General features: G+C 58.5%; 28 protein-coding genes and 2 pseudogenes. 19 read left to right on the forward strand and 11 right to left on the reverse strand.

Annotation, left to right across the window (positions count from 1 at the left end; translation table 11 throughout):
• The 5 genes from JCM12296_RS40085 to JCM12296_RS21285 all read left to right on the forward strand — a co-directional run.
• Window positions 1–232, forward strand: a 232-nt coding sequence (locus JCM12296_RS40085; protein WP_218188205.1) for a hypothetical protein, incomplete at its 5' end; no start/stop codon positions are given.
• A gap of 3 nt (window positions 233–235) precedes the next feature.
• Complete coding sequence (locus JCM12296_RS45205) at window positions 236–685, forward strand: ABC transporter permease (RefSeq protein ID WP_246804670.1); 450 nt, start codon at window positions 236–238, stop codon at window positions 683–685.
• Complete coding sequence (locus JCM12296_RS42275; RefSeq protein ID WP_246804679.1) at window positions 598–978, forward strand: ABC transporter permease; 381 nt, start codon at window positions 598–600, stop codon at window positions 976–978. Before JCM12296_RS45205 ends, JCM12296_RS42275 begins: the two co-directional genes overlap by 88 nt.
• Window positions 979–1,081: 103 nt before the next feature.
• A complete protein-coding gene (gene fabG, locus JCM12296_RS21280; protein ID WP_054697740.1) occupies window positions 1,082–1,861 on the forward strand; it encodes a 3-oxoacyl-ACP reductase FabG in 780 nt (259 codons plus the stop codon).
• Between the two features lie 15 nt (window positions 1,862–1,876).
• Window positions 1,877–2,653 (forward strand): DeoR/GlpR family DNA-binding transcription regulator, encoded by a 777-nt coding sequence (locus JCM12296_RS21285; RefSeq protein WP_054697742.1) that lies wholly within the window; start codon window positions 1,877–1,879, stop codon window positions 2,651–2,653.
• 32 nt (window positions 2,654–2,685) lie between these two features.
• Here JCM12296_RS21285 and JCM12296_RS21290 read toward each other — a convergent pair whose 3' ends face one another.
• Window positions 2,686–3,561, reverse strand: coding sequence for a glycosyltransferase family 2 protein (locus JCM12296_RS21290; RefSeq protein WP_054697745.1), 876 nt, complete (start codon window positions 3,559–3,561; stop codon window positions 2,686–2,688).
• Window positions 3,562–3,792: 231 nt separating this feature from the next.
• On the opposite strand from JCM12296_RS21290, the gene JCM12296_RS21295 reads away from it, so the two are divergent.
• Window positions 3,793–4,254, forward strand: a complete 462-nt coding sequence (locus JCM12296_RS21295) for a universal stress protein (RefSeq protein ID WP_054697748.1) — start codon at window positions 3,793–3,795, stop codon at window positions 4,252–4,254.
• 88 nt (window positions 4,255–4,342) lie between these two features.
• Here the strand turns inward: JCM12296_RS21295 and JCM12296_RS21300 are convergent, their stop codons facing one another.
• Window positions 4,343–5,590, reverse strand: a complete 1,248-nt coding sequence (locus tag JCM12296_RS21300; RefSeq protein WP_054697751.1) for an MFS transporter — start codon at window positions 5,588–5,590, stop codon at window positions 4,343–4,345.
• A gap of 197 nt (window positions 5,591–5,787) precedes the next feature.
• Here JCM12296_RS21300 and JCM12296_RS21305 point away from each other — a divergent pair, with 197 nt between their 5' ends.
• A complete protein-coding gene (locus tag JCM12296_RS21305; RefSeq protein ID WP_246804672.1) occupies window positions 5,788–6,030 on the forward strand; it encodes a hypothetical protein in 243 nt (80 codons plus the stop codon).
• A 106-nt stretch (window positions 6,031–6,136) separates the two neighbouring features.
• Here the strand turns inward: JCM12296_RS21305 and JCM12296_RS21310 are convergent, their stop codons facing one another.
• From JCM12296_RS21310 to JCM12296_RS40095, 5 genes are all read right to left on the reverse strand, one after another.
• Window positions 6,137–6,652, reverse strand: a complete 516-nt coding sequence (locus JCM12296_RS21310) for a hypothetical protein (protein WP_054697753.1) — start codon at window positions 6,650–6,652, stop codon at window positions 6,137–6,139.
• Between the two features lie 212 nt (window positions 6,653–6,864).
• A complete protein-coding gene (locus JCM12296_RS47905; protein ID WP_083456374.1) occupies window positions 6,865–7,389 on the reverse strand; it encodes an MBL fold metallo-hydrolase in 525 nt (174 codons plus the stop codon).
• Window positions 7,359–7,877 carry an MBL fold metallo-hydrolase gene (locus tag JCM12296_RS47910; protein WP_172684016.1) on the reverse strand — a complete coding sequence of 173 codons (519 nt, stop codon included), beginning with the start codon at window positions 7,875–7,877 and terminating at the stop codon, window positions 7,359–7,361. Before JCM12296_RS47910 ends, JCM12296_RS47905 begins: the two co-directional genes overlap by 31 nt.
• Window positions 7,855–8,154 (reverse strand): phytochelatin synthase family protein, encoded by a 300-nt coding sequence (locus JCM12296_RS40090; protein ID WP_218188207.1) that lies wholly within the window; start codon window positions 8,152–8,154, stop codon window positions 7,855–7,857. The genes JCM12296_RS47910 and JCM12296_RS40090 overlap by 23 nt, the downstream gene beginning before the upstream one ends.
• Complete coding sequence (locus JCM12296_RS40095) at window positions 8,127–8,648, reverse strand: hypothetical protein (protein WP_172684018.1); 522 nt, start codon at window positions 8,646–8,648, stop codon at window positions 8,127–8,129. Before JCM12296_RS40095 ends, JCM12296_RS40090 begins: the two co-directional genes overlap by 28 nt.
• A gap of 281 nt (window positions 8,649–8,929) precedes the next feature.
• Between JCM12296_RS40095 and JCM12296_RS21335 the strand changes: the two genes are divergently transcribed.
• The 7 genes and pseudogenes from JCM12296_RS21335 to JCM12296_RS21350 all read left to right on the forward strand — a co-directional run bounded on the left by JCM12296_RS21335 (window position 8,930) and on the right by JCM12296_RS21350 (window position 13,139).
• On the forward strand, window positions 8,930–10,297 hold the full coding sequence (locus tag JCM12296_RS21335) for a lytic transglycosylase domain-containing protein (RefSeq protein ID WP_054697767.1): 1,368 nt from the start codon (window positions 8,930–8,932) through the stop codon (window positions 10,295–10,297).
• Window positions 10,298–10,413: 116 nt separating this feature from the next.
• The gene (locus tag JCM12296_RS42280; RefSeq protein WP_218188208.1) at window positions 10,414–11,184 is read left to right on the forward strand and encodes a CDP-alcohol phosphatidyltransferase family protein; all 771 of its coding nucleotides are present in this window, start codon (window positions 10,414–10,416) and stop codon (window positions 11,182–11,184) included.
• 17 nt (window positions 11,185–11,201) lie between these two features.
• Window positions 11,202–11,264 (forward strand): annotated as a pseudogene (locus JCM12296_RS45215) (hypothetical protein); the annotation flags it as partial.
• A gap of 110 nt (window positions 11,265–11,374) precedes the next feature.
• Window positions 11,375–11,932 carry a CDP-alcohol phosphatidyltransferase family protein gene (locus JCM12296_RS45220; protein ID WP_246804682.1) on the forward strand — a complete coding sequence of 186 codons (558 nt, stop codon included), beginning with the start codon at window positions 11,375–11,377 and terminating at the stop codon, window positions 11,930–11,932.
• Window positions 11,933–12,094: 162 nt separating this feature from the next.
• On the forward strand, window positions 12,095–12,190 hold the full coding sequence (locus JCM12296_RS45225) for an SEC-C metal-binding domain-containing protein (RefSeq protein WP_246804674.1): 96 nt from the start codon (window positions 12,095–12,097) through the stop codon (window positions 12,188–12,190).
• Window positions 12,190–12,582: a YchJ family protein gene (locus JCM12296_RS21345; RefSeq protein WP_246804675.1), complete on the forward strand. Its 393-nt coding sequence runs from the start codon at window positions 12,190–12,192 to the stop codon at window positions 12,580–12,582. The genes JCM12296_RS45225 and JCM12296_RS21345 overlap by 1 nt, the downstream gene beginning before the upstream one ends.
• Window positions 12,583–12,608: 26 nt before the next feature.
• A complete protein-coding gene (locus JCM12296_RS21350) occupies window positions 12,609–13,139 on the forward strand; it encodes a nitroreductase family protein (protein WP_281492102.1) in 531 nt (176 codons plus the stop codon).
• Here JCM12296_RS21350 and JCM12296_RS21355 read toward each other — a convergent pair.
• From JCM12296_RS21355 to JCM12296_RS21360, 3 genes are all read right to left on the reverse strand, one after another.
• Window positions 13,121–13,768 (reverse strand): hypothetical protein, encoded by a 648-nt coding sequence (locus JCM12296_RS21355; protein ID WP_281492103.1) that lies wholly within the window; start codon window positions 13,766–13,768, stop codon window positions 13,121–13,123. The genes JCM12296_RS21350 and JCM12296_RS21355 overlap by 19 nt on opposite strands.
• 280 nt (window positions 13,769–14,048) lie before the next feature.
• Window positions 14,049–14,399, reverse strand: coding sequence for a P-loop NTPase family protein (locus tag JCM12296_RS45230; protein WP_246804676.1), 351 nt, complete (start codon window positions 14,397–14,399; stop codon window positions 14,049–14,051).
• Window positions 14,383–15,129, reverse strand: coding sequence for a hypothetical protein (locus tag JCM12296_RS21360; protein ID WP_246804677.1), 747 nt, complete (start codon window positions 15,127–15,129; stop codon window positions 14,383–14,385). The genes JCM12296_RS45230 and JCM12296_RS21360 overlap by 17 nt, the downstream gene beginning before the upstream one ends.
• A gap of 402 nt (window positions 15,130–15,531) precedes the next feature.
• Here JCM12296_RS21360 and JCM12296_RS21365 point away from each other — a divergent pair, with 402 nt between their 5' ends.
• Window positions 15,532–16,074: a DUF309 domain-containing protein gene (locus JCM12296_RS21365; RefSeq protein WP_054697773.1), complete on the forward strand. Its 543-nt coding sequence runs from the start codon at window positions 15,532–15,534 to the stop codon at window positions 16,072–16,074.
• Window positions 16,075–16,115: 41 nt separating this feature from the next.
• Here the strand turns inward: JCM12296_RS21365 and JCM12296_RS21370 are convergent, their stop codons facing one another.
• Window positions 16,116–16,379, reverse strand: a complete 264-nt coding sequence (locus tag JCM12296_RS21370) for a hypothetical protein (protein ID WP_054697776.1) — start codon at window positions 16,377–16,379, stop codon at window positions 16,116–16,118.
• 38 nt (window positions 16,380–16,417) lie between these two features.
• Here JCM12296_RS21370 and JCM12296_RS21375 point away from each other — a divergent pair.
• The 4 genes and pseudogenes from JCM12296_RS21375 to JCM12296_RS21390 all read left to right on the forward strand — a co-directional run.
• A pseudogene (locus JCM12296_RS21375) lies at window positions 16,418–17,506 on the forward strand (PAS domain S-box protein); the annotation flags it as partial.
• Window positions 17,507–17,574: 68 nt separating this feature from the next.
• Window positions 17,575–19,470 (forward strand): ATP-binding protein, encoded by a 1,896-nt coding sequence (locus JCM12296_RS45235; protein ID WP_281492104.1) that lies wholly within the window; start codon window positions 17,575–17,577, stop codon window positions 19,468–19,470.
• A complete protein-coding gene (locus tag JCM12296_RS42295) occupies window positions 19,431–19,757 on the forward strand; it encodes a response regulator (RefSeq protein ID WP_218188211.1) in 327 nt (108 codons plus the stop codon). The genes JCM12296_RS45235 and JCM12296_RS42295 overlap by 40 nt, the downstream gene beginning before the upstream one ends.
• A gap of 150 nt (window positions 19,758–19,907) precedes the next feature.
• Entirely contained in the window at window positions 19,908–20,810 is a 903-nt protein-coding gene (locus JCM12296_RS21390) for an acyltransferase (protein WP_054697787.1), read from the forward strand.
• Window positions 20,811–20,956: the final 146 nt, after the last annotated feature.

Here is a 20,956-nt window from a genome sequence, read left to right on the forward strand (position 1 = left end):
CGGCGCGCTCTTGACCTTCGTCCTGGCGGCCGGCGCCGTGGCCGAGTCCAAGCTGCTGGGCGGCCAGGCCGTCATCGTCATTTCCGATGATGTCGAAAGCGCCTTTACCTATGGCCAGAACTGGCCCTTGGGATCGGCCCTGGCCATGGTTCTGATCCTGGTGATCGCCACCCTGATCGTCATGACCCTGATGAAAGTCGATCTGGACGCGGTGATGGGGAAGGGGAGGTAGCCGATGAAGCCTTCACGTCCGTCCGGGGCGCTCTTCTACCTATACGGCATCGGGATTCTGCTGTTTCTTTATCTGCCGATCGTCGCCGTGGGTTTCGCCTCGGTCTCCAAGGCGCGCTACCTGCGGTTTCCCATCCATAAATACGCCACCGGCTGGTACGTCAGCGCCCTTGAGAGCGACACGGTGGCCGGGTTGGTCGCAACCTCCCTGACCATCGCCGGGATTGTGACCATTGTCTCGGTGGTGATCGGTTTCTTCGGCGCCCTGGCCTTTGCCCGTTATCAGTGGCGCTTTCGCAGGATTTACCAGAAGCTGATCCTGCTGCCGATTTTTTCCCCCAGACCGTCCTGGGGCTGGCCCTGCTCATGTGGTTCAACGCCCTTGGCATCATTCCCAGCTGGCACACGGCGATCGTGGCCCATCTGGTGTGGATCACGCCCATCGTCACCCTGATCATCGCCATTCGTGCCTACGGATTCGACCCGTCCCTGGAGGATGCCGCCCGCGACATGGGCTGCAACACCTGGCAGATCATGAGGGAAGTGACCGTGCCCCTGTTGATGCCGGCGGTCAATTCCGCCGGCCTGTTCGCCTTTTTGCTCAGTTGGGGCAATTTCCCGCTCTCCCTGTTCACCACCGGTGCGGATTCCACCCTGCCGGAATGGCTGTACGCCAAGATGGTGTCCGGCTATTCGCCGCTGGTGCCCACCCTGGGCGTTCTTTCCGTGGCGGCGTCGGCCTGGTGATCGTGGTCGCCCTTTTGGTGCGATCGCTTTTACCGGTGTTGAAAAATCTGTCCACGCAACGCCAAACGTCTCATTCTGTTAACCCCTAAAGGAGTCGATTTACATGCTTACCCCCATAAAAAACCGGACCGTCATTGTCACCGGCGCCTCCAAGGGCATCGGCAAGGGGATTGCCACGGTTTTCGCCGAACAGGGCGCCCATATCATGGTCGTCGCCCGGGGCGAAGCCGAGGCGGCCGGCGCTGTTGCCGAGATCAAGGCCGCCGGTGGCACCGCCGCCTACACCTTGTGTGATGTGTGTGATGAAGCCCAGGTGGACGCCATGGTGGCCAAAACCGCCGAAACCTTCGGTGGGGTCGATATCCTGTGTGCCAATGCGGGGATTTTTCCGCAGAAGAAAATCATCGAGATGTCCGGCGCGGATTGGGACGCGGTGCTGCAGACCAATCTCAAGAGCACGTTCCTCTGCGTGAAGGCCTGCATCCCCTATTTCGAGAAAAAGGGACGCGGACGGGTGATCGTGACCTCCTCCATCACCGGACCGGTGACGGCCTATCCGGGGTGGGCCCACTATGGGGCCTCCAAGGCCGGCCAGCTCGGCTTCCTGAAAACCGCCGCCATGGAACTGGCCCGCTACAATACGACGATCAACGCGGTCATGCCGGGCAATATCATTACCGAGGGGCTTGCCGGATTGGGGCAGGATTATCTGGATACCATGGCCGCGTCGATTCCCCTCAAGCGGCTGGGCGATGTGAAGGATATCGGTTATGCGGCGCTGTTTTTCGCATCCGACGAAGCGGCCTACATTACCGGGCAGTCGATCATCGTCGATGGTGGACAGATTCTGCCGGAATCCCTTGAAGCGATTGAAAGCATATGATTTAAACCGCAGACCATGGCCAACAAGAAAACATTACGCCAGAACGAGATCGTCACGCTCCTGCGCGAGTCACCTTCCATCCGGGTCAACGAGCTTGCCGGCACCTTGAACGTGACCACCGAGACCATCCGGCGCGATTTGGATGAATTGACCGATAAAGGGTTGCTCGAGCGCACCTATGGCGGGGCGATCCTGCGCATGGAGCGCGAACCGGGGGTCAATGTGCGCCACCAGCTCCTGCTTCGCGAACGGGAGGCTATTGCCCGCCAGACGGTCAAGGAGATAAAGGGGGCCACGCACCTGATGATCGGCTCCGGTGCCACCACCGTGCACATCGCCCGTTACATCGCCGCCGAGATGGCCAATCTCACGGTGATCGTGCACTCTTTCGGCGTGGCCATCGAGCTTGTCCACAATCCCACGATCCGGGTGCTGATGGCACCGGGCATGTACAGCGCCACCGAAGGCGCCAATCATGGCGAGCATACGCTTCGGTTCCTGGAAAAGTTCTGGGTCGATTTTGCCATTGTCAGCGCCAGCGGCTTGAGTCTCGAAGGCCCCTGTGACGCACTGATCGATGCCGGCGAGGTTTACGCAACCATGATCTCGCGGGCGGTCCAGACGGTGCTCGCCGCGGACCAGTCGAAGTTCAACCTCAAATTTCCATCGCGTTTCGCCCATTGGGGGGAAATAGACCTGCTGATTGCGGACGCCCGGCCCACCGATCGGCTTGCCACGGCACTCGAACGCCATGGGGTGAACCTGCGCATTGCTCCCCCACGGCAGTTTTGATGCCATGGGCTGAGGTGTTTGCCGTAAAACCTTTACGCTCGGTCCATGGCTTGGCCCGCTTTCACGTTCACCTCTTCTTCGAAACGCTTGGCCAGCCGTTCGTACCGCTCGGCCTCCGCCGTTCGTTCGCGTTTCCGGCAGCCCTGGGCGTAGATACCGCATTTGGTTTTTAACATGGCAATGGCCGCCCTTCGTTGCCCCTCGGACAGACAGCCGGAATCCAGCAGCCCGTTGATCGAGCGGATGCGGTACTTGTCCAGCTCGGGCATGCGCGAGAGTTGGTCGGCATGGCCACCATGTTTGACGATCAGCGGCCGGTCGATGAGATCGATGGGATATTTCCAGGCGATGCGCAGCCACAGATCGTAGTCCTCACAGGCGGGCAGGGCCGGGTCGAACAGGCCGACCTCGTCCAGCAGGGACCGCCGCAGCATCACCGCCGACGGGCTCACCAGACACAGGGCCAGGCTGCGCTCAAAAATCATGCCGCCCGACTTGCGATGCCGCTTGCCCGGATTGACGCGCACGCCGTTTCGAATCCAGATTTCCTCGGTCTGGCAGATTCGGCTGAAAGGGTGGTCGTTGAAAAAGGCCACCTGGGCAGCGACTTTACCCGGCAGCCAGGCGTCGTCCGAATCCAAAAAGGCGATCAGATCGCCGCCGGCGGCACGGATACCGGCGTTACGGGCCGCGCTGACCCCCTGGTTGGCCTGGCGGATGATCCGGATGCGGGACCCATAGGCCGCCAGACGATGGGGCGTGTCATCGGTGGACCCGTCATCGACCACGATCAGCTCCAATGCGGGATCGTCCTGGCCGAGAACCGAGTCGATGGCATGATTGACCGTCCAGCCCCGGTTGTAGGTGGGCAGAACGACACTGACCCGTGGTGAATGGCGATTCTTCATTTTCCAACCCTATACCGCCCCCGGGGATGACACGCAAGTTCCGTCTGTTCATGGGTGATCGACAGCGGCTTCGGTTCGGTTTGACAGCTGCGGCCTTTTGCCCTAATCTTGATTTGTTGTCATTTCGCAACCCTCGCCTGACGGAAGACCCCCGTTCCCATCGTCTTTTTTCTCTGAACCGATGATGACAAAGGAGTCGTTGATGGGCCAGATCAAGAAGATTCTCGTTGCTTGGCCGCCACCGAATACTGCCGTGGCATATTCGACTATACGGTGACCCTGGCTACGGCCCTGGATGCCGATATCCTCGTGGCCAGTATCATCAATTCCAGGGACATCGATGCCGTGCGCCAGATGGCCGATATGGGCTATCAGATCGATGCCGATCGCTACGTTGCCGATATCAGGGCTACCCGCGAGCAGGAGATCGAGGCGGTGCTGCGCCGAACGGACTTTCCCCCGGATCGGATCCGGGTTGTCATCCATACGGGCAAGCCCATCGACGAACTTCTCCGGGTCATCAAGCAGGAATCGGTGGACATGCTTGTGATGGGCACCAAGGGACGGACCGACATCGAGCACATCTTGATGGGGTCGGTGGCCGATAAGATGTTTCGCAAAAGCCCGGTGACGATCGTCTCCTACCGGGATGCCCATCAGGCCCAACGAATTCAAAAGCGGCTGGATTTGTGACCGCAGCTTGATCAGCGCCATGGTGTGTCGCGTTCTTCACCGGTAACGCGCCTGCCCGAGCCGGTGCCGCCCATTGCGACGGATATTCTCAGGGGTTGGCGCCGCCGACCTCCGGTTCCGTTCGGGGATCCAGGGCGGTCGCCACGGGCGATGTGCTTCTCATGGGCACGAAGGCCACCTGTTCTTCCACCGGGACAATATCGATGATTTCCCGCTTGCGCAAATAGACCGTGAGGATGGCCAGGCTGGCGTTGATGACGCTCCAATAGGCAAAGAGGCCAAGGGGCGTGCCCAGCCAGGTCATTACCCAGGAGACCAGGATGGGGCTTGCGCTGGCTCCCGTGCTGTAGGCGAACAACAGGGCCGCGCTGACGGCCACGGCATCCCGGCCGCCAAAGATATCGTGGGCCCGGGCCACCGACACCGGATACACGCCGAAGCCCATGGCACCGAAAAGTCCCATCTGGAGCAGCATCCCGCCAAAGGAAGATGTCCCGCTAAAAAACATGACGGCACTGATGCCGGCGATGGCCGCGGAGATGACCACCAGAACGATGGTCCGGTCGAAGCGGTCCGACAGGGAGCCCACCGCCCATTGGGCCGCTAAACCGGCAAAGACGGTGATGGTCATGATCCATGACAACTGGTGCAGGGACAGGCCGATTTTTGTGCACAGGATCGGCGTCATCGCATAAAACGCACTGTTGGTCAGACCGGCCGACACGCAGCCCAACATACCCAAGGGGGCTTTGCGGAAGATCTTGCCGAAATGGTAGGGCTGGGTTTCGGGCAACTGGGGATGGACGCCCTCGGTGGCCGAGACCGGCACAAGGCACAGGGAATAAAAAATACCGGCGATGATGAACAGGCTATTGGACTGGATGTCGCCGATGTTGAGCATCAACTGGCCGATGCCGGTGCCCAGGTACGTCAGGGTCATGTAGATGGAAAACACCCGGCCGCGGAAGGCCCGTTCGGTGCACTCGTTAAGCCAGCTTTCAATGACCATGAAAAGGCCGAAGGACGTGATTCCGCTGGAAAACCGCAACAGCCCCCACGACCAGGCGGAAAGATAGAGCCCATGCAGCAAGGCCGCAGCCGTGGTCATGGCCGCGAAGACGGTAAAGGCGCGGATGTGCCCCACGTGCTGGATCAGGCGATGGCACACGAGGGAACCGCACAGAAGACCCAGAAAATAACCGGACAGGACCATGCCGGCGGTGGTCGTCGAGAACGCCGCCATGGCCATGCGGGTGCTCAGCAGGGTGCCGAGAAGCCCATTGGCGGTAAGAAAAATGAAGGTGGCGCCAAATAACGCGCCGAATGCGCCCCACATGCCAGGCATGAGCGTCCCGATTCCATCCGCTGTTTAATCACCGCCGATCACCGGCCTGCCGGAAACCGGATATTGACGTTCCATGGCGTTGTGCCGTTGAACCGGCCGGGGACATAGCATGATTTGCATTCCGTGAGAAGATGAATATCGTGTGAAGCATCGAAGCAATGTTTCTCTCGATCCGAAAGGAGTTCTCCATGAACGACATGAATGCCTGCAAACCAAAGATTGTCATGGATCTCGAATCCCTCAACGCCTCCAACGCCCAGGGCTGTTCGGCCTGCGGTCGAAAGTTCAACCTGGGCGATACCGCCGTGCTGGCCTGCGGCGCGTGGGGCAGCGGCCCACGGTACATTCACGAAAATGAAGCCGTCCAGGACAAGCGAACCGCCCAGTACTTCGAGCGGTCCTATTATGCGGCGCTGAAGGCCGACGCATGACGCCTGCCGATCGGATCGTCATTGTCGCGGGCCGTGCGTGAAAACATCTGCCGCACGGCCTGCCGGATTGCCGCCGGTGGTGGCGGGGCCGATCCTTTCGACGTTCCTATCTAACGATATTCCAATACCCCGGTTGTTTGACGGCTTCCACCCGGGTTTCCGGTATCCAGGTTTTTTCAGCGAAATCCTGGCTATAGCGCCAATGGTCGCCCATCCACTCTTTTTTTACGCCATAGTCCCAATGACCGGGCTCGGTCCGCATTTCGGTGACCGGCGGAACCCACACATACTGAACCTCCGGTGACGCCGGCGGCTTTTCCGGCGGCGCTGGAGTGACGACGATAATCGGTTGCAGCTCCTTGACCACCGTCGTTTGGGAGGCGGGATAGCGGTAGCGGTAGTCGGGCAGGGGAGGGATCTTCCGGTGGTGATGATGCGCATCCCGCTCGATCGGCAACCGTACCGGCAGGTTGAGGCGTCTGCGCATCTCTTCATTCCTGGCCCTTGCAGTGGATGCCTTCTCGCCGATGTCATTCCTGCGGTCCGGGCGGCCCTCGGCCGCGGCCAGACCGATCGGCCCGAGGAGAAGAATCACCATGAGAAGAATCATGCGGCGTTTCATGGGCGTCCTCCTTTGTCCGTTCGTTTTTCCTGCATTTAAAAGTGATGGACTCGTAAAAAGTCGTATTTCCGACGGATTCGTAAAAAGCCCGAGATCAAGGCTTGCGGGTCCTGAGAATACCGCTATCGCGGGTGCCGAAGGCAGCGTACTTGGCGTACGCCGCAATGACGAAGGATACGCGTAACGCCGATATCGGGATTTTTACGAATCCGTCAAAAGTAGTGCGTCTGCCCAAGCCCGATATCTACCCATTGGGATAAAAGTCCCTTGCGGTCAAGCCTATTTTTCAGATCCCGGGGAGGGCGGTGTACCGGCTCGTCCCCCAGACGAAACGTCCCCCAGTGGGCGATCATCAGCCGTTTGGCCTTGAGTTCGGCAAAGGCCTGGACGGTTTCGGCCGGGTCCATGTGACTGCCTGCCATGAACCAGCGAGGCGCATAGGCCCCCATGTTGAAAATGGCCAGGTCGATGGCGTAATCGGCGGCGAATTGTTCGAAACCGTCAAAATAGGCCGTATCACCGGCAACGTAGATCACCGGGCCCCCGGCGGTGCGGATCAAATAGCCGCCCCACAGGGAGCGGTTGGGCCCCACCAAGGGACTTCGCATGGTCCAGTGATTGGCGGGAAGCAGGGTGATTTCCCGCCCGCCGTCGTGGTAGACGTCGAACCAGTCCAGCGGCGTATGCCGGCGGAGTCCGGCGGTTTTTAACTCACGCGCGTACCCCAGCGGGCTGATGACGTGGGTACCGGATCCAGGACGGCCAGTGAGGCGGTGTCAAGATGATCATAATGACCGTGGGTGATGAGGACATGGTCCGGCCGCGGCATCTCGTCCAGACTGAAGGCCAGCGGAGAAAAATCCTTGATGAACCACAAGATATCGCCAAACACGGGATCGACGAGCAGGATACGGTCCAGATCCTTGATCAAAAGGGTGGCGTGGCGCACCAGGGTGACCGATACGCCCCGATGGGCCTTGACCGGCTCCCAGTCGATGTGGACGGGTGAATACGGTTGCTCGTCCAGTTCATCGCCATAGGCATTGGTATGAAGCAGTTTCCAGGAAAGCACCTGCCAGAATCGTCCGTGGCGTGCCGTGCCCATGGGATTGATGAACCGATGCCGGCCATGGTGGAGCCGACGGGCGGCGATTTCCCGCAGATGGCGGCCGTTTAGGGGGCGGTAGCCGTTGAATCGGCGGTTAGGGCAAGGCAATGTAGACATAACCGCCACTGCCGTAGCCGAGTGGCTGAAAGACATGGTGGTAATCGGATGAAAGCCCGTTGAAGAACGTTTCGAAGTCCACCTGGTAAGGTTTTTGCTCATCGATGTCCACATCCAGCATGGTGACCCGATCGGTCGCCCGATCATAGGCGCCGACGGGTGAGATGTGTGGGATGTTCAGGGCCGGCACCAGGCAGCCCTGATCGAAGTGGGCGATGATCAACCCGCGACCGTGGCGATCGAATTCGATCAATCGTTCCCGCAGCCGGGCGCGCAAGGGGGATTGCGGCGAACGCGTTTTGGGCGTCGGGACGATGTCGACCCCTTTGACCGTGAGATTGTAGGCGGCGAGACTGTCCTTGACGACCTGGCCCAACAGTGGCAGCGGCAGACCCCGCTGGCCGTGATATCCCCGGGGCTCATGCGTTCCTTCCAGTGGCCGGTGGTGATCCGCTCGAGAATTTCGATCTGGGTGATGGGCCGGACCCCGTTGGATGTCAACGCGCGGATGGCATTGACGCATGACACCACACTGGCCACCGAGCACGAGGAGGCATGGAACTGCTTGACGTAGTGCTTCCAGATCGCCTGTTTAAGGGGATTCCACCACGGGCTGACGGTCTGGTCGACATAGCGAACATGCCCCTTTCGAAAGGCGCCGCTGGCCGTCAAACGGTGAAATCCGTAACGGGCATAAAGGTATGGTCGAACCAGTTTTCGCAACAGATCCATCTTCTTCTCCAGGAGCGGAATCCGCATAAAACGATTCATCGCATTCAGAATTTCCAAAATATGCGCATCAATCGCATGAGTTCAAGTATTTTGCCATATCGGCGATGGGTACCTGTCGACGTGTCAATCATCTAACGCCCCGGCAGTTTCGAATGTCAACCGATTGTCACTAAAAACGCCCGTTTTTCGGTCAAGAACACGGGAAAACGCCCACCGTCGGTTTTCTGGAAGCCTTGGTGTCTGAAATCGCGGCATGGTATTGAAGTTGCTATTATGTTATAAAAACAACCAACCCTTCTTAAAATTTAGGGAGTGCAGTTATGACGTATCAATGGCTATCCCGGTGGACCGTCATTGCATCGTGCCTGTTGATCTTGCTGCCGTTTTCCGGCTATGCCGTGGAATCACCTTTCCCCCACTATGCCGAGATCACGACCAATGTTGCTTTTTGGACCGATATCTACACCCGGTATCCCACCACCCAGGCCGTGGTGCACGACGATCTCCGGCTGGACCGCATCTATGATGTGATTGCGCTGGAACCGTATCAGGCCCCCGGTGCGCGTGAGGTCAACCGTGCGCGCATCAAGGCGGCTCGGCAAAAGGTCGTGGCGATTTTGGAACAACTGGCCGCCGACCCGGATGTCAAGGATGCCGAGTGTCAGCGGGTTGCCGCGTTGTTCGGCGCCCATGTCGAAGCGCGTGACTTCGACCAGGCCAAACACCGGGTCCACTGTCAGGTCGGCCAGCGGGACCGGTTCCGGGGCGGCCTGGTTCGTTCCGGTGCCTACATCGACCAGGTGCGCGAAATCATCCGGTCCTACGGGCTGCCAGAGGATTTGGCCTACCTGCCGCATGTGGAATCCTCGTTTGACATCAATGTGACCAGCAAGGCCGGAGCGGCGGGCATGTGGCAATTTACACGTTCCACCGGGCGGCTTTTCATGACCGTGAATAATATTGTGGATGAACGTCGCGATCCCATCGCTTCAACCCATGCGGCGGCTAAATTGCTCAAGCGGAATTATGAACGGCTGGGCAGCTGGCCATTGGCCATCACCGCCTATAACCACGGTACCGCCGGCATGGAACGGGCCAAGGCCATGCATGGCAGCTATCCCGCCGTCTTTGCCAACTACCGGGGGCGTGCCTTCAAATTCGCGTCGCGAAATTTTTACGCCGAGTTTCTCGCCGCCCGGCAGGTGGCGGCCGATCCTGCCAAGTACTTCGGCGTGTTGACACTGGATACACCGCAGCCCATGCGATTCGTGCGCCTCGGCGGTTATGCGGCCTTCAGCGATTTGTGCCGCCATTTAAACCTTTCCCGACACCTGGTCAAAGAGATCAATCCAGCCCTGATGCATTCGGTGTTAAGCGGTCGGAAATATGTTCCCAAGGGATATGTCCTGAATCTGCCCGACCGTGAACGTTTCGCGAGCAGCCAGCACCTGGCCGCCAATCTCGCGAAGCTGTACAAACCGGCCCAACCGGCCAGCCGCTTCTACACGGTCAAGGCCGGGGATACGGCTAGCAAGATCGCCCGCCAACACCGGGTAACGGTGGCGGACCTGATCCGGGCCAACCGTCTGGACCGGCGGGCCACGGTGTATATCCGTCAGCGGCTGCGTATCCCCCAGGCCCGCGCCACCGTATCGGCGAATCCCAGCCAATCCTCTCCGGATGCGTGATTAGAGCGGCTTGACTCAAATGGGCAATGCCTTTATGATACGTTCCATTGGCAGTTTTTTGGAAAATCCGGTATCTGCATTCACCGCGTATTCATAGCATTTGATGGATCGGGTGAATGATCAACCTGCACAAGCCGACAGGCAATACGCCCATGAACGATCGCTTTCCCCTTCCGGCAAGATTGGCCGCCGTTTTCGTTTACAGTCGCCCGGCATTGGTTTTTGGTGGTATGCTCTGCGCCTTGGCGGTGATGTGGAACCGTGATCCCGTGGTCTATACCGTCGGCGTCTCCCTTCTGATCATTTCGATGATCTTCGATCTGGTGGACGGATGGTTCGCGGCCCGCTTCCGGCCCAATGCCCCCCTGGCGCCGTTGGCTGACCGGCTCATGGACAAGCTGGTCTATTCGATCATTTTCCCGGTTATTGCCGTTGGCATGATGTGGCGGCTTTTGGTGTCAGAGACCGATCCCAGCCATGGCGAGCTGCTCAATGGCATTTTCGTTCTGCTGCTGTGTGTGACGGTGTTGGTCCGTGACAGCTTTGCCGCTTTCATGCGGGGGTTCGCCATTCGGCAGGGCGTCGAACCCGAAAACAGCGAGTACAACCGCATGCGCACCATTGTGGCCGCACCGGTCAGCGCGCTGCTTTACGCCTATGCCTTCTATATTCCCGAAGGCCGGAATCCTGGATTTACTTCCGTATTTCCTACCTGGGGAATGTCAGCCTGCGGATTCTGCTTTTCGTGGAGATTCTCTTTTTCATCATCAACCTCGGATCCATCGCAGGCTATTGCCGCAAGTACGGTACGGCTTGCCTGGACGAACTCTGTTTTGGCGACCAGGCGTTGCGACGCCGGATCCTGGCCGTTTTCCCCAATGCGCTGACGGTGATGAACGCCCTCATGGGGCTTTTGGCGGTTTTTTTCGCCTATCAGGGAGGCATCCGCGAATCCTACCTGATGATGATCGGTGCGGCCACCTTCGACAAGCTCGATGGTGCCCTGGCCCGTCGGCTTGGGCTGACCGACCCCCTGCCCGATGCCCTGCCCAAGAAAAAATCAACCTCGGCAGTATCATGGACGATTTGGCCGATGCGATCAGCTTCTGCATTGTGCCGGCCTGGATCTTCTACATCGTTCTCGGTCGGTACGGCGCGGAGCACTTCGATTCTCTCCCCATTGGCTGGATTGCCGTTTTCTACGCCTTCATGGGAATGTGCCGGCTGGTTTACTTTACCCTCGACAAGACACCGATTCCCGGCTTTTTCAAAGGCCTGCCAACGCCGGCGGCCGCTATGCTGGTGCTTTCGCCGTTAGTGATCTTTGATCATGCCCTGGCTCTCTCATCCCAGCGAATCGCTTTCTGGGGATTTTTTGCCACGGGCATCATGGTGTTTACCGGACTGATCATGAATTTTTACCCGGTGCGCTACATCCATCTGGGACGTACCATGAGCCGTCATCCCTGGTTCGGTCGTGCGAATTTACTGCTGCTCACCGTGAGCATCTTCACCCCGGTGTTCGGCCAGATCTGCCTCGGCTACATGGTGCTCTACCTGCTGTCCCCCCTTTTCACCTGGCGCATCCATCCCGATGATGCCGCCCGGGAGAATCGCTGTAAACAGCCGGTTTGAGGGTGTGCGAGGAAGGCTTCGGCGCTGGGTTTTGCTTGACAGAACCGGCCCCTAGCCCGTATAGGCGTTTGCCGGAGTCAGACGGGTGGGCGCCTTTTGGGATGCTCGGCCGGTCTTGAACGGATCCCAGTAACCCATATTAAACACACGTGGAGCACAGCCATGGAACTTTGTCCCTGCGGAAGCGAAAAAGCATATACCGATTGTTGTCAGCCGCTGATCACGGGTGAGCGTGTGGCCGAGACAGCGAGGCGTTAATGCGTTCCCGCTATACGGCCCATGCCAAGAAAGCGTTTGACTACATCTTCAATACCACCTATCCGGGCAGCCGTCAGGAGGACGATCGCAAAAGTACCGCCGCCTGGTCCAGGAAACTGGATTGGCAACGCCTGGAGATCCGCAAGGTGGAGGCCGGCGGAACCGATGATACGACCGGTACGGTCGAGTTCCTTGCGCGTTATCGCAAGGATGGAAAGGCCTTCGATCATCACGAGCTGGCTGAATTCGTAAAAGAAGAGGACCGCTGGTATTTCAAGGACGGTCAGCCCCCGGCACCGGTGCAGGTGATTCGTCAAGGCGCCAAAATCGGCCGGAACGATCCCTGCCCCTGCGGCAGCGGCAAAAAGTACAAAAAGTGCTGTGGGGCTTGATGGTTGGTGGAAGGAGATAGCCCCTGTTGATCGATCTCTTACGCTCGCGGCGGAGTATCCGCAAATTCACGGAGAAGGCCGTTGAGGCCGACATTGTTGATCAGTTGATGGAAGCGGTGTTGCGGTCCCCTTCATCGCGGGGATTCAACCCCTGGGAGTTCGTTGTGGTCGACGCGTCCCAGACGATCCAGCGTTTGTCCAAGGCCAAGGCTCACGGGGCGACCTTTCTGGCCAAGGCCCCGCTGGCCGTGGCCATCTGCGCCGATCCGGCAAAATCCGACGTGTGGGTGGAAGATGCGGCCATCGCGGCCATTATCCTTCATCTGGCGGCCACCGACCTGGGGCTGGGAAGTTGTTGGATTCAGTTGCGCAAACGGGAATACGACGCCGGCAGAACCGCCAGTGAATATGCGGCCGAGGTCTTGGGCCTGCCTGCCGGCTTGACGGTTCCCGTGATCATGGCCATCGGCTACCCGGCCCAGTCATCGCCTCCCCACCCCCGCGAATCCCTCCAGATGGACAAGGTCAGCTTCAACCGTTACGGCACCAAACGATAAGCCACGGCTGGCGACAGCCTGTATCCGGTTTGTCGCCAGCTCGTGAAACGGTCCTCGTCCCCTATTTGTCTATGGGGCCGACCCAAAGGCGCCGGTGAAAAATCATGGATGGCCTTTTTGCCCGCTTCGGTCAGATGGCGGGTGCCGGTGCCCACAAAGGTATCCCGGTCGAGATGGGGCGTTTCGGCTACCCAGGCGTTGTCCTTCCAGGTAAACCAGGCGTTGCGATCCTGATCAAAGACGTGTACCGGCCGGTTGAACCATTTGGCCAGTTCCACGCCCCATCCCGTGCCGCCCTTAACGGTGTTGTCCGGCTGGATCCACCCCACGGCAAGCACATGGTAGCCATGGTTGACCATGTGAAAGAGGGTCTGGATCACTTTGCGGATCTTGTTGGCATGGGCGAATTTGCGTCCCATGCGGGCCGAGACGATCTCCATGCTCACGTTGCCTTTTTCCAATGTTTCCGTATCGAGCACGCGAAGGCCGCGGGTGCGCTCGATGGTGGTATGCCCCTCGAATGAAAAATTGACCTCTTGAAGGCCCCATTGTTCGGCCAAGCGGCCGAACTCCGCTTCGCTGCCCTTGTGGCCGCCACTGTAGAGGGTGATGTGGGAACGATCTGCCATTTGTTTCTCCTTACGTCATCATAGAATATCGAATGCTTTTAAATCCGGTCCCGCGGGTGGCGTGTTGGCCGACCCAAAAAACAGCGCACCCCGTCGTTTGCCGGCGGGGTGCGCTGGGTATAATAGGGCCGGATTCGGGGAATGCAACCCCTGCGACCGGTTTATTTGCTGTTTAACCGAATTCTAATCCGGATGTCGGTACATCCAAAAAAAGTCATGCCCGGCGAGGGAACGGGCGCGCCGCCGCGATGCCTGCGCGTTTGCCGGTGGCATGCATTCCCTATGGCCGTTTGCGGCGGTCCAGGTATTCCAGAAGATCCGCCATGGCCTGGGTGGCGTCTTTTTGGGAAAGGGCCCGACGGATGTCCACGGCCTTGTTCAGCTCATCCTTGCCGAGCAGCAGCTCTTCTTTGCGGGTGCCGCTCTGACGGATGTCAATGGCCGGGAAAACGCGGTGCTCGGCGCAATCGCGGCTTAAAACCAGATCCATGTTGCCGGTTCCCTTGAATTCCTGGTAGATGATATCATCCATGCGGCTGCCGGTTTCCACCAGGATGGTGGCGATGATGGTCAGTGAACCGCCGTCCTCGATGTTCCGGGCCGCTCCGAAGATTTTACGCGGGACCTCCATGGCATTGGCACCCAGGCCGCCCGACAGTCCGGCCGTAGCTTTCTGTTTCGGCGTTGAAGGCCCGTGCCATGCGGGTCAGGGAGTCGATGAACACCACCGTGTCCCGGCCGGTTTCCGCACAGCGCATGGCCGTATGCACGGCCAGGCGAGTCATGCGCATGTGCTGGGCAATGCTCTGGTCGGAGGAGGAGTAGAGTACGTGGGCGTTTTTCAGGCCGCGCTTGAAGTCGGTGACCTCCTCGGGCCGTTCGTTGACCAGCAGCACGAAAACATCCATCTCCGGATGGTTGGTGGTCACCGCATTGGCCATGTGGCGGAGCAGGGTGGTCTTCCCCGACTTGGGCGGCGAGATGATCAGCCCCCGCTGTCCCCGGCCGATGGGAACGATCAGATCGAGGGCCTGCCCCGTCAGATCCTTGGGCCCCTGGCTCATGCGCAGGCGCTGGTCGGGATTGATGCTGGTCATGGTGTGCATGGTCTCGGTCCGGCCGTACTGGGTCGGCGTGAGGCCGTTGACCCGCTCGATACCGGCCAGCTTGAGATTCTGGTTGCCCGGATTGCCCGGCTCACCCTGGCCCTCGATAAAGGTCCCCTCCCGTAGCGCATACTTGTTGATGATAAAGGCCGGCACAAACGTATCCGTCGGTCCGGCCTGATAGTTGTTGTCGATGCTGCGTAAAAAGCCGAATCCCTTGTCCAGGATTTCCAGGTGTCCGCAGACCGGCTTCAAAGGTGCATTTCCGGTTCTTGTTGGTTTCATATTCCTAACGGCGAACCTCCTTCAGTCCCGGCGCTTGCTGATAAAAAGCGAGGCTTTTCGGTAAATTGACGATATTGATCGTGTTATGGGCAAAGGTGAATTCCATTGACGCAACTGTCCTTTTTCTACTGTGAAGATTGACCCCTGACGGTGACCGAAAACGCAAAACCGCGTACATGGACGGTCTTGAAAGGATTTCCCTGACGCTAGTTGTCAAACCGGTGGGAAATTCGCTAATATAACGCTGGCGATGAACGGATGTTGGTAATCGCGGCTGCGCAGCAATTATAATAAAGCAGGCCGCCGTATCTGACAACCGCTAAGGACGACAGCCGATAAAATATACCCCATTTGAAAAAACAGGATAGGTGCATGGTGGTTACCCTTCACTTCGATCCGTTCAACAACCGATTGTGCCGGGATGTGCGTAATGCATTGGCCGTGGGCTTCATCGATGCGCTCAACCAGCGTGTGTTCGCCCCGGTACGGCGAACGGTTGATGGTTTGCTTGAACAATCACTGCCGGCATACGTCGCCGATTATATCCGGCACCGATGGGAAGCTTACAACGGCATTTTCACCGACGTTACCGACCGCGATCTCAAGGATCCGCTCGACATCGCCTTTTGCATCTGGGACCGACACCTGTTTTTCGAGACCCATGAATTTTTGGAACCGTATTGGATGCGGGCCGTCGGTGAAGAGAAGGAATTGCTCCAGGCCTTGATCCGCGCGGCGGGGACCTACGTGCACCTTGAGCAGGGGAATCTGAAAAGTGCCGGCCGCATCGCGCTCAAGGCCATTCAAGGCCTTCAGCCGCACCGTGCACGGTTGGCCGTCCATACCGACCCCGATTTGTTGTTGGACAAGCTCCGACGGTTGGACCCACTGCCGCCGAAGTTGTCGTCTCACTGACGAATAGAGACGGTTTGACTTTTTTTTAAAGATCCGGCCCATTATCGTTGTCCTGGCTGCGGCACGCCGAACTTCCTTTCCCGCAACCCGACCTCGACCCCTGTTGTCATCACCGCCAGGAACACGTTGGCCAGCCACATGTTTTGGTCAGGGGGAGAAAAATGCTTTTTCGCCGCGACATGCGCATCACCAAACGAATCGTTCTGGCTTTCGCTTCCTTGATGGTTCTTTACGCCATTCACGGCATTTACGCCTATCTGTTTCTGCAGAGATTGTCGGGCCTGGTCAGAACCATTCATGATCATCCCTGGTGGTTTCCAACGCCGCCTTGCAGGCAAACACCATGATCCTCGATATCCACTGCCAGATGAAGGACGTGGTGTTGTTCAAGAATCCGGATACCGTTGCGCTGACCGCCGCCCGGGTGGAAAAACGCGAACAGGCGGTGATCGCGCAGCTCGATATCGTCAAGGCAAACATCCTTGGGGATGAGGGGCGCCGGATCGTTTCCCAGACGATCGAGCTGTTCAAGGCCTGGGCGCCCGTTCGGGCCCGCATCCTCGATCTTGCCCAAAACGGACAGTTCGCCGCCGCCATGGCGCTGACCCACTCAGAGAGCGAAGACCGCGTATCCCGGCTGACGTCGCAAATGGATGTGCTGCGCCAATACGCCAGAAACAAGGCCACCGGTTTTTTAGCCCAAAGCGAACACCTTTATACGCACTTGTTGACAACGAACTTTGTCATGCTGCTCGGTTGGTTCATCCTTTCCGCCCTGATCGCCTTTGTAACGGTCGGCAAAGCCCGGGCTATCGAGAACGGACTGGCCGAGGAGAAGGAAAAATTGGCCGTTACCCTGAAATCCATCGGTGATGGTGTCATTGCCACCGATGCCGCCGGAAAGGTGGTGATGCTGAACCGAATGGCGGAGCAGATGACCGGCTGGACGGAAGGGGATGCTTGCGGACAGCCCGTCGACCATGTTTTTGCCATCATCAATGAACATACCCGAAAGCCTTGTGAGAACCCGGTCAACAAGGTGCTCGCTTCCGGCGGGATCTGCGGCCTGGCCAATCATACGGTTCTGGTTTCGCGAAACGGTTCCGAACGCATGATTGCCGATTCCGGTGCACCCATCAAGGGTAAGGACGAAACGGTCATCGGCGTCGTGCTGGTTTTCCGGGATCAGACCCAAGAAGCCCGCTTTCGGCGGCAGATCATCGACAGCGAGCAGATGTACCGATTTCTTTCCGACAATACCGTGGATGTGATCTGGACCATGGATTTCGAGCTGGTTTTTACCTATGCCAACCCGGCCATCACCCGACTGACCGGGTATGCTGTCGATGAATGGATCGGCAGCCGCCTGCCGGACCATTGTGACGAGGCCAATTTTGCCATGATGGCCCAGATCGTTGCCGATGAAATGGTCAAGGGGCCGCAAAGCGAAGGCATCGACTTTGAGGCCGAGATGCTGAAAAAAACGGCGATCCCTTTCCGGTGGAGATTCGGGGAAGGGTCATCTACGACGAGGACGGCCAGCCGTTGCGCCTGCAGGGCGTCACCCGGGATATCACCAAACGCAAACAGGCCGAGCAACGCCAGCGATACCAGAACCTGTTGCTGCGCGACATGGGCCGGCTGGCCAGAATCGGTGCCTGGGAATTCGATCCGCTCAGCGGCAAGGGCATCCTGACCGAAGAGGCGGCCCGGATTTATGACCTTGACCCCGCGGCTTGCGACACCAATATGAATCACAGTTTGAGTTTTTATCCCGGTGCCTCCCGCGACCGCATGGAACAGGCTCTCAAAATCGCCGTTGAACGGGGGACCCCCTATGATCTGGAAGCGGAGATCGTCAGTTCGACGGGCGCCCACAAATGGGTGCGGAGCATTGGTCAGCCGCTGCTGGAAAATGGAAAAGTCGTGCATATTCGCGGGGCTTTGCAGGATATCACCGAGCGCAAGCGCTTCGAGCAGCGCATCGAACACCTGAACCGGGTCTTGCGGGCCATTCGCGATTTGAACCAACTGGTCGTCAAACAACTGGCGCCAGACCAACTGATCCATGAGGGGTGCCGTCTGCTCGTCGATCATCGCGGTTATACATCGGCGATGATCATTCTGACCGATGGGCACGAGCAGCCGACCGTCTGGGCCGGGGCCGGCGGCGGTGCGGCCTTTCCCGCGATTTCGGCCATGCTCGAGAGGGGTGAATTGCCGCCCTGTTGCCTTAAGGCCCGATCCCGCATGCAGGTGCTGGCCGTCCAGGAACGTAAGCAAACCTGTGATGGCTGCCCGGCGGAAGCCGACCATGGGAATATGCACTCGCTGACGGCACCCTTGGCCCTTGACGATGTCCTTTACGGCTACCTGGTGGTCGCCTTGAGCCAGGAGTTGAATCTTGACGAGGAGGAGCGCGGCCTGCTGACCGAAATTGCAGGCGATATCGCCTATGCCTTGAAAGTGTATCAACTGGATGAAGACCGTAAATCGTCCGAGCAGAAGCGCAGGCTCTTGGAGGACCAGCTGCTGCAGTCCCAAAAAATGGAATCGGTCGGCCGTCTGGCCGGTGGGGTGGCTCACGATTACAACAACATGCTCAGCGTGATTATCGGCTATACCGAACTGGCCCTGGACCGCGTGGAGCGTCAGGACCCACTTTATACCGACCTCAACGAAATTCTGGCCGCGGCCAAGCGATCGGCGGATATTACCCGGCAATTGCTGGCCTTTGCCCGTCGACAGACCATCGCTCCCAGGGTTCTCAATCTGAACAACACCGTTGAACAAATGCTCAAGATGCTGCGCCGCTTGATTGGTGAGGATATTGAGCTGGCCTGGTTTCCGGCGGCTGATCTATGGCCTATCAAACTCGATCCGGCACAGGTGGATCAAATCCTGGCCAACTTGTGCGTCAACGCCCGGGATGCCATTTCAGGTGTCGGTAAGGTGACCATCGAGACCCAGAACCGTTGTTTCGATGCCGACTATTGTACCGGGCACGCCGACTGCAAACCCGGTGATTTCGTCATGTTGGCGGTCAGCGACAATGGCGCTGGCATCCAACCGGAAATTCTGGATAAGGTCTTTGAACCGTTTTTCACCACCAAGGGCCTGGGCAAGGGGACCGGCCTCGGTCTGGCGACGGTGTACGGAATCGTCAAGCAGAACAACGGCTTTGTGGATGTTTACACCGAGCCCGGGAAAGGGACGGTCATCAAAATCAACCTTCCCCGCCATCGAGCGTCCCGGCCGTCGCGAGCGACAAACCCATCCTGGACATTCCCCCCGGTCAGGGGGAGACGATCCTGCTGGTTGAAGATGATGCCGCGATCCTCAATCTTGGCCGCAAGATGCTCGAGACCACGGGGTACCATGTGCTGGCCGCCTTGACACCCAAGGAAGCCCTGGCACTGGCCGACCTTCACGCCGGTCGGATCGATCTTTTGATGACCGATGTGATCATGCCCGAAATGAACGGCCGTGAATTGTCCGAAAAGGTCGCGGCGCGCTGCCCTGACATTGGCATCGTGTACATGTCCGGCTACACGGCCAATCTGATCGCCCACCGCGGCGTGCTCGAGGAGGGGGTCAGTTTCATTCAAAAACCGTTTTCGCGCAAGGAGCTTGCTGTCAAGGTTCGGTCTGTGCTGGACGGCAAGGCGGCGGTCGCGCGCTGAGCGATTGGATTGTAAAACTTTTGTCAACCGGATCGATCAACTTGTATCCGTTCGACCGATCCCTTAAAGATGCATCCGTGCAATCCTGACGGATGTGTAAATCGCCGCGTTGGGTTGCGCCAACGGATGATCTGTCTCGAAAGGATAGTCATGGGCCGGTCACTGGTATCCGCGCTGCGTGGCGTGGTGTCGATTCTCCTGTATGCAATCAATACGGTTGTCACTTGTCTGCCGCTGTTTGCCGTGGCGCTGATCCGGCTGCTGCTGCCGGTCAAGCCGGTCCAAACCCTATGCCGCCGGCTATTGACACGCATCGCCAGCGGTTGGATTGCCGTCAACAACCTCAACCAGCGGTTGCTTTGCGATATCCGCTGGGATGTCCAGGGCCTCGACAACCTGGATGCGAAAGGCTGGTACATGGTGGTGGCCAATCATCAATCCTGGGTGGATATCCTGGTCCTCCAGAATCTTTTCCATCGCCGCATTCCGTTTCTTAAATTTTTCCTGAAAAAGGAATTGTTTTGGTTCCCGCTGTTGGGACAGGCATGGTGGGCGCTGGATTTTCCGTTCATGAAACGGTACTCGCGCAAGTTTTTGCGCAAACATCCCCACCTGATCGGAAAAGACCTGGAAATCACGCGCAGGGCCTGCGAGAAATTCAGGAGTATCCCCGTTTCGGTGATGAATTTCGTCGAAGGCACCCGCTTCACCCATGAAAAACATGCTCACCAGCGGTCGCCGTATACACACCTCCTGCGCACCAAGGCGGGCGGTCTGGCGTTTGCCATGGCGGCCATGGGGGACAAATTCCAGCACGTGGTGGACGTGACCATCGCCTATCCCCAGGGGATGGCCAGTTTCTGGGATTTTGTTTGCGGTCGGATCAAGGAGATCAAGGTGCGGGTCAAAACCCTGCCGGTGGGCAGTGAAATGATGGGCGACTATCTTCAGGACCCGCAGTTCAAGCGTGACTTTCAGAAGTGGCTCAATCGGTTGTGGGCGGAAAAAGATTTGGAAATGTCCCGCCTGCTGGCGGTGGGAGGCGCCCCTTGATCCGGATGGGCGCCCAGGGCAATCGCATTTGGAACCTATTTTACAAAATGATGGTCGCAGGCAAGGCCAGCTCCTACAACAAAACGACGATAAATATTGACATCACAGGAAATTGTAGGAGCGGGCCTTGCCCGCGAAAATAGAAA

This window comes from Desulfosarcina cetonica JCM 12296 (assembly GCF_001311845.1).
GTDB classification, from domain to species: Bacteria; Desulfobacterota; Desulfobacteria; order Desulfobacterales; family Desulfosarcinaceae; genus Desulfosarcina; species Desulfosarcina cetonica.